Source organism: Anaerolineae bacterium (assembly GCA_014360855.1).
Lineage (GTDB): Bacteria > Chloroflexota > Anaerolineae > JACIWP01 > JACIWP01 > JACIWP01.
In genome coordinates, this window is the sequence record JACIWP010000155.1 from 1 (window position 1) to 7,596 (window position 7,596).

The window sequence follows — 7,596 nt, forward strand, 5'->3', positions numbered from 1 at the left end:
GCGCCCCTTTGCGGGAGCCGCCAAGCCGTGCATGGCGGGAAGCGGCGGCGCAGTTTGTCCAGGAGGCCCACGAAGCCCTGCTGTCGCCCATTGGTGAGCGGGCCAGGGTTTGGCTGGCACAGCGAGGCATAACCCTTGAGGACGTGCGGCTGTGGCGCTTGGGCTACATCCCCGCTGACCGCAAAGACCGCTGGGGAGACGTGGACGTGTTTCTGCCCCGGGGCGTCGTTATTCCTGGCCTTGTCGGGAGCGTCCCCTGGTATGTCAAAGTGCGCAGGCCAATGGACAGCCCGAAGTACGTGCACATCAAGGGAAGCCGCCCTGCCCTTTTCGGCGCTGACTACCTGCAAGGCAAGCCCGATTTGGCGCTTGTCGAAGGCGAGTTTGACGCCATTTTGTTGTGTCGGCTTTGCGGCGACGCCCTGGACGTTGCGACGTTCGGGTCTGCATCCGACAAAGACATAAGGTTGTGGCTACCGGTGCTGGTGAATTACGGGCGCATCTGGATTGGTCTTGACGCAGACCCGGCGGGGCAGAAGGCGGCGTCAGCTTGGCTGGCCCGGACACGAAGGGCGAGGCTTTTGCGGGTGCCGGAAGGCTTCAAGGATTGGACGGACTGCTGGAAAGCACGGGGTGACAGTCGGTTGCGGGAGTACATCCTAACGGCGGTGCAAAGCAACGTGATGATGGAGGCGTTGAATGAGCGATGACCCATTGCTGACCGAGGCGCAGATATCCGACCTTGTTGCCCTGCTGGCCCGGCGAGGCCCAGCCGAGGCCCTGGGCTTTTTGCTAGCGGCGATATGGTATGCCACGCAGGGCATAGAGGTCAGCCCCGACTGGGCGGCGTTGGGCGCTGAAGACCGAGCGGCGGAGATAGTGGAAGGCAGGATTAGCGGCGCTTCACGTCCCCCTGCATCACAGGGCGGGGAGCAGTCAGGTGGCTGAAAAGGCGTGGAAGCGGACGGAGCGTGAAGTCGCCAAGCGACTGGGCGGCCAGCGCATTCCTGTTAGCGGACGGGCGAGGGGCAGTGCGCCGGACGTAGCCACGACGTGGGCCGCAATCGAGGTCAAAAGCAGGCGGAAGTTGCCGCTGTGGCTTCTGGACGCCATAGCCCAAGCCGAGGCGGCGGCGAAGCCCGGGCAGGTGGCGGTGGCCATCCTACACCAGCACGGGTGCCGTTATGACGACAGCATTGTGGTCATGCGCCTGCGTGATTTTACCAGGCTGACCAGAATGAGCGAATAAGCGGGGGCCACGAAAGAAATGAATAAGCATGTCAATTGGAGCGCATTGGTTAGCGATAGCGAAGCCTACCGGCGGGCTGGCGGGAGGCGGCGCTACAACGCTTGGCGGCGGGATATGGCGGCATTGCGGCGCTGGAAGTGCGCCGAGCTGTTAGCACGGGGCTGGGATACGGCGGAGATTGCGGCGGCGCTCGGCGTCTCGCCAAAGACCGTGCGGCGCTACCGAAAGCAGTTGCTGGCCGAGGCGGCAAAGACAGGCATCTGCCCCATCTGTGGGGCGAGGGTCATCATGGGGATAGGGGGTGAAATCCCTACAACCTGACCGCCCATGACGGCGCGGCGAGTGCCGTGCGCACGACCGCAAAATCGGCAATTTTGTGGAAGGCCGAGAGTTCCGCTTTTGTTCACCTTTTCGGCCAATTTTTGCGGTGAAGCGAATGCGGCCTTTTTGACGTGAAAATGGCAGAAATTATGCGAAACATGCAGGAAACATAGGGGCAGGCGCAGAGAACCGCCCATTTTACTGAATTCGCCGGACTGGGCAGGGTTGACAGCACCGGAACGGCTGACGTACAATAGGGCCGTGAAAGCATTGCCCCGGCGGTTGTCGGGCAACCCCGGGGCGTGGGCCAGGTGAGCACGGCACCTGACCGGTGGCCATGATAGCACACAAGGCCCCGTCAGTGCAAACGAGCCTGGCGGGGCTTTTCGCTTTTGGTGGGAACCTTAAAGGAAGCTTAAAAAATCTGCGCACCTTGACAACCTTACTCTGCAAAGAGGCATACCACTACATGTAGGGGCATTGCGGGGAAAATGGGCAAGGGCACACTACATGTAGTATGGTGAAATCAGCCGGTAGAGCACCTGCCTTTTAAGCAGGGTGTCGCGCGTTCGAATCGCGCACGGCTCACCAGTCTCCGATGGCCTCGATCCCCGTTCCCGCATGCGGAATGGGGGAAGCAGGGGCCATTTTCTATGCCAACGTGATGCACGCATACAGCATCCGCTGTCCCTTGATGATGTTTCTTTCCGCCCATTTGTCCTCTGCACAGGTTATGATATAATAGAAATATATCACAAGCCGAACCGCGTTCGCCATCACCCTCATATAGTTGCCGGTCTGAATGGAAAGGGGGGATGTGACAGCCCAACATGTGTCCCAAAGCCTGATGCAGTCGCGTTCCACGGCCTCCGGAGGCCCTCCGCCGGCCGTTCTCTGACCAAACCCATCTCATCTGCTGGAGGAATGACTATGCCCTACGGCTACAACGGCAAAATCCTGCATGTGGACCTGACCCACGGCACCTGGCACATCGAGGAACCCGGGGAGAAGTTTTTCCGCATGTATCTGGGTGGGAGCGCCATGGGCACCTATTACGTGCTCAAGGAAACGCCCGCCGGCGTAGACCCCTTCTCCCCCGAGAACGTGCTCACCCTCTTCGTAGGCGTCACGACTGGCGCGCCCATTTCCGGCACCAGCCGGGTTTCGGCCAACGCCAAGTCGCCGGTCACCGGCGCGATCGGCGATGCTCAGGCCGGCGGATTCTGGCCGGTGGAGTTGAAAGCCGCCGGCTTCGAGGGCATCGTCATCAAGGGACGTGCTCCCAAGCCGGTCTACCTGTGGATCCATGACGGCGAGGTGGAGATCCGCGATGCCTCGCACCTTTGGGGCAAGGTCACCGGCGAGGCCGAGGACATCATCAAGGCGGAGCTGGGCGATCCGAAGGTGGAGATCCTGCAGATCGGGCCGGCCGGCGAGAAGCTGGTGCGCTATGCCGCCATTATGAACATGTGCAACCGCGCCAACGGCCGCACGGGCATGGGCGCGGTGATGGGCTCGAAGAACCTCAAGGCGGTGGTGGTGCGCGGCACCAAGGGCCGGCCGCCCATCAAGGACCGCGAGGCGCTCTCCCAGCTCGCCAAATGGGGCGCTCAGCGCTTCCCCCAGTCGGATGTCGCCCCCATGCGCGATTACGGCACCGCCGCCACCATCGGTGCCCAGCAGGCCGTCGGCGGGCTTCCCACCCGCAACTGGGAGACCGGCGTGTTCGATGGCTGGGAGGCCATTGACGGCACCACCATGGCCAAGACCATCCTTAAGGAAAACGACACCTGCTTCGGATGCATTGTGCGCTGTAAGCGCGTGGTGGAAATCAAAGAGGGGCCCTATCCGGTTGACCCGCGCTACGGCGGGCCGGAATATGAAACCCTCTCCACCCTCGGCAGTTACTGTTGTGTCAGCGACCTGGCCGCCGTCTGCAAGGCCAACGAGCTGTGCAACAAGTACGGCCTGGACACCATTTCCACGGGAGCGGTCATCGCCTGGGCCATGGACTGCTACGAGCACGGCATCCTGACGAAGGAGGATACCGACGGCATCGAGCTGACCTTCGGCAATGCCGCGGCCATGGTGGAGATGGTGCGGAAGATCTGCGAACGCGAGGGCTTCGGCAACCTCCTGGCGGAAGGCTCCTGGCGGGCGGCACAGAAGATCGGCAAAGGCGCGGAAGAGCTGGTGGTGGCGACCAAGGCGCATGAGTTCCCGGCCCATATGCCGCGGGTGAAGCGCAATCTGGAGGTGATCTACGCCATCAATCCTTACGGAGCGGATCATCAGTCCCATGAGCATGATCCTGCCTATGTGCCCGGCGCTTATGATGACCGCATGGCGGAGCTGGGACTGCTGGACCCCATCGAGGATATCCAATTGGTGAACACCGAGAAACTGCGCTTCACCATTTACACGCAGTGGGTGTATAACCTGGCCAACGCCCTGAGCCTGTGCCAGTTCGTGTGGGGGCCGGCCTGGCAGCTCTATCACACCAGCCAGATCGCTACCCTCGTGCAGGCGGTCACCGGCTGGAACATGAGCGTGTGGGAACTTATGAAGGTCGGCGAGCGCACCGTCAACCTGCAGAGGGCGTTCAACGCCCGCGAGGGATTCACCTCGAAAGAGGACACCCTGCCGCCGAAAATGTTCAAGCCGATTGTGGGTGGACCGACTGCCGGCCTGGTCATCACCCCGGAAGAGTTCCTGCAGACCCGCGCCCAGTATTATCGCATGGCCGGCTGGGATGAGGAAGGCCGGCCGACCCGCGGCAAGCTGGAAGAGCTGGGCCTGGAATGGGTGGCGGAGATGCTCTACGGCAAGGCATGAGCCGGCGTCTTCACAGGCGGTGCTACGGCGGGCTGTTGTCAGCCCGCCGTTTTTGTTATATCGGGAACCGCGTGTCCTGTTCGGACGTCTATTGTCAGACAGTTGCGCGGATGTGGTTGCGCGACGAACACCGCTGTGCTATCATGGACATGAACGTTGGTGGAACAGGAGGCTTGCAGCAAGGTGCAGGTCAATAAGCTCTCAGCCATAGCTTTTGTGCTGGTTCTGCTGTTCGTGATGGTCGCCGGCTTTGTCATCTATACCAACGTCCGGCAGGAGCTTCTGCGGCCGCCGGCACCACCGGCGCCGGCCGAGACTCTGGCTGAACTTACCCCTGCACCGCAATCCCTTCCGCCGACTGCGACGCCGACCTTGACCCCGCCGGCTATCCCTGTGCCCACTATCATCATGACCCTGCCGGCGGTCACCGCCCAGCCCACGATCCAGGTGGCGACGCCGACGCCGTGGCTGGTTCCCACACGTACACCGACGCCGGCGGATATCACCCCCGTCCTCACCCCTCTGGCCCCTTCTTCCACGCCCACCCAGCCGGGCCGCTATGCGTTCTATCTGGAAGAGGAGGTCGGGCATGACCTGAGCGCCGGCTGTATGGCGCAGTATATCCGCGGGGAAGTACGGGACCGCGCCGGCCATCCCCTGGAGGGCGTGCGCATCCGGGTCTATGACATCTGGGGCAACGAGGCGTACAGCACTTCCAAGGGTGGAGTGGACATCGGCAAGTGGGATGTCGTCCTCGGCCCGACCCCGAACATCTGGCATGTGGTGGTCGTGGACAATGCCGGCCAGCCGCTCAGCCCCGTGGCGGTGGTCCCGCATCATCAGGAAGGCCCCTTCCAGGACGCCTGCGTCCACATTGTCAACTGGCGCCGCGCCTGGTAATTTCCCGCGCCCGCACGCTGTATCCCCGTTGGTTGCCCTTTTCACAAATTTGTGTATAATGTATCCATCATCTATCCCTGGTCCTATCTGTGCGGAGGGCGGCATGTTGGGCGAAGAGGCCATTCGGGAGAAAGTGGAGCTGGCCGGCAGGAAGGCGCTGGAATACAAGGAGAAAGGCTTTCACTGCAGTGAGTCGGTGTTCCTGGCGATCAATGAGGCACTGCAGATCACGGACCCCAGGATGGTGAAGGCGGTCACCGGGTTTCACGGCGGCGGGGGGAGCCATCGGTTGGACCCGAACGTGGACATGACCAAACTGCTGGCCGGCGTGGCGGCCGGCTACCAGGAGGTGGGAGATGACGGCGTGCCCATCGTCCAGGTGCGCCATCTCTGCGGGGCACTGGCGGCCTGCATCATGTGCACCAGCCTGCTCTACGGCCGCACTTCACCTGATGATGATCTGACCTGTGTGGATGAGCTGTGTTATGAGCTTCACCGCCGCTTCCAGGAGGAGTTAGGGCACAACGAGTGCAAGTTCCTGCGGGAGATCTGGGTGCCGAAGACGCCTGATGGCTCATGCTCCCATATTTACCGCACTGGCGCCCAGATTGGCGTGGATGTCATCCTGCATGCGCCGCAGTTGGTGCGGGAGTGCCGGCCGCGCCACGAGATCGCGCCGGAGTCCATCCCCTGCGCCGCGCGCGAAGCGGTTCCCGGGCGCTAGGCTATCCGCCCGAGATGGGGGCGGTGATGATCACCGTGGAACCGTCCGGCACGGGGGTCTCCGTCCCCTGCAGAAGACGAGCGTTCTGTCCGTTGATGAGCACGACGTAATCCGGCCTCAGATCCCCGTGCTCGTCGAGCAAGATGTCGGCAAGCGAGGCGCTGTCCCCCGACAGCGCCTCGATCAATTCCCGCAGGGTGGGGGCTTCCCCGCCGGCGGGTTGGTACTCCAGCCGGCCAGGAAGCGCTGACTGTATAACCCCCATCAGCAGAACCGTGATCGCCATTTCTCTACCCGCGGCTGGACTCATCCTTGCCGGCATAGGAGAAGCTGAGCGCTCCCGGCGAGCAGTAGCGCACACACATCGGATCGCCGCCGCAGAGGTCGCATTTGATGGCTACCCCATGGCGCTCATCCATCCAGATGGCATGGAAGGGACAGGCCTCGACGCATCGGCCGCACCCATCGCACAACATGGTATGGAGCACTACCAGGCCGTTATCCTCCCGCTGAACCAGCGCGCCGGTGGGGCAGGCCGCTACACAGCGCGCCTTGACGCACATGTGGCAGGCAGTAGGCTTGAAGATGGGTCGTTTGTCCATATCGGGGAGGTGTTTTTCGATGCGGATGCGGGCGCCGGCCAGTTCCAGCGCTCCCTCGTGCGAGAGGGCGCAGATGACGGAACAGGCGCGACAGCCGGTGCAGATAGCGGCGTTGATCGTGACGGCGGGATGTTTGGGTGCGCTCACAACTCTCCCTCCTGCCAGGTGATGTGATAGCGGCGCAGGGTCTCCGGCAGTGGAACGCCTTTCTTGTCCCAGCCGCGCAGGCGGTAGTACTCGTCCTTCATGGCTTCCAGGCCGGCGCGTCCGAACAGTTGCCCTTTGGCGGGACCGTCCGGTAGCGGTTCCTCCAGGATGCGGGCCGGCAGGGTATCGTCCTCCCGCGTGAATCCCTCCCGCACGTTGAACAGCCGGATGGTGGTCTCGATGCGGTCGGCGGCTTGCCACAGCTCCTCCGCGGAATAGTGCTGGCCGGTGATGGCCTCCAGGAACTCCGCGTACTCCTCGATGGTTAACTGCATGCCGGAGCCGGCATAGTCGCACACCAGCAGGGAGTGCATGATAATGCGCTCGTCAAAGAGCCGTTTAATGTACTGCGCCTTGCCCTCGATGGTGTAGGGGTTCAGGCCGTCGAGCACCTCGCGAGGGGGCCAGGCGCGGCGGTGGCAGGCACCGCGCGGGGCGACGGCATAGGTCAGGCCGGCGCCGAACGCTGCGCGCGGATCATAGCCGGGGAACTCCAATCCCTTGACGTGCATGGCGAAGCGCTCGCTCCCTTTCCCGATGTGGGCGGCCAGCGCCCGCACTCCCTCGGCCATCAGGTCGCCGAAACCCCGGCGGAAAGCGATATCTTCCAGTGCCTTCAGAGCCGCTTCCTGGGCGCCGAAACGCAGGCCGGCGACATCCGGGTGATCCAGCAAACCGCGCTCGACGCACTCCATGACAAATCCCAGCACTGCGCCGGCCGAGATGGTGTCCAGCCCCAGCTTATCGCAGGCCAGATT

General features: G+C 62.9%; 10 protein-coding genes. 7 read left to right on the top strand and 3 right to left on the bottom strand.

The annotated features are described in order from the left end of the window. The first annotated feature begins 143 nt into the window (after window positions 1-143). The 7 genes from H5T60_09295 to H5T60_09325 all read left to right on the top strand — a co-directional run bounded on the left by H5T60_09295 (window position 144) and on the right by H5T60_09325 (window position 6,029). Window positions 144-710 (top strand): toprim domain-containing protein, encoded by a 567-nt coding sequence (locus tag H5T60_09295; protein MBC7242625.1) that lies wholly within the window; start codon window positions 144-146, stop codon window positions 708-710. Further along, complete coding sequence (locus H5T60_09300) at window positions 700-948, top strand: hypothetical protein (GenBank protein ID MBC7242626.1); 249 nt, start codon at window positions 700-702, stop codon at window positions 946-948. The genes H5T60_09295 and H5T60_09300 overlap by 11 nt, the downstream gene beginning before the upstream one ends. Next, window positions 941-1,249, top strand: coding sequence for a hypothetical protein (locus tag H5T60_09305; GenBank protein ID MBC7242627.1), 309 nt, complete (start codon window positions 941-943; stop codon window positions 1,247-1,249). Before H5T60_09300 ends, H5T60_09305 begins: the two co-directional genes overlap by 8 nt. A gap of 114 nt (window positions 1,250-1,363) precedes the next feature. Further along, complete coding sequence (locus H5T60_09310; protein MBC7242628.1) at window positions 1,364-1,570, top strand: helix-turn-helix domain-containing protein; 207 nt, start codon at window positions 1,364-1,366, stop codon at window positions 1,568-1,570. Window positions 1,571-2,500: 930 nt separating this feature from the next. Next, window positions 2,501-4,405, top strand: a complete 1,905-nt coding sequence (locus tag H5T60_09315) for an aldehyde ferredoxin oxidoreductase family protein (protein ID MBC7242629.1) — start codon at window positions 2,501-2,503, stop codon at window positions 4,403-4,405. Between the two features lie 183 nt (window positions 4,406-4,588). Continuing rightward, complete coding sequence (locus H5T60_09320; protein ID MBC7242630.1) at window positions 4,589-5,305, top strand: hypothetical protein; 717 nt, start codon at window positions 4,589-4,591, stop codon at window positions 5,303-5,305. A gap of 103 nt (window positions 5,306-5,408) precedes the next feature. After that, window positions 5,409-6,029, top strand: coding sequence for a C_GCAxxG_C_C family protein (locus H5T60_09325; protein MBC7242631.1), 621 nt, complete (start codon window positions 5,409-5,411; stop codon window positions 6,027-6,029). A 1-nt stretch (window position 6,030) separates the two neighbouring features. Here the strand turns inward: H5T60_09325 and H5T60_09330 are convergent, their stop codons facing one another. The 3 genes from H5T60_09330 to H5T60_09340 all read right to left on the bottom strand — a co-directional run. Next, the gene (locus tag H5T60_09330) at window positions 6,031-6,315 is read right to left on the bottom strand and encodes a MoaD/ThiS family protein (protein ID MBC7242632.1); all 285 of its coding nucleotides are present in this window, start codon (window positions 6,313-6,315) and stop codon (window positions 6,031-6,033) included. A 4-nt stretch (window positions 6,316-6,319) separates the two neighbouring features. Next, entirely contained in the window at window positions 6,320-6,778 is a 459-nt protein-coding gene (locus H5T60_09335) for a 4Fe-4S dicluster domain-containing protein (protein MBC7242633.1), read from the bottom strand. Beyond that, on the bottom strand, window positions 6,775-7,596 hold an 822-nt coding region (locus H5T60_09340), incomplete at its 5' end, for an aldehyde ferredoxin oxidoreductase (protein ID MBC7242634.1). The genes H5T60_09335 and H5T60_09340, both read right to left, overlap by 4 nt.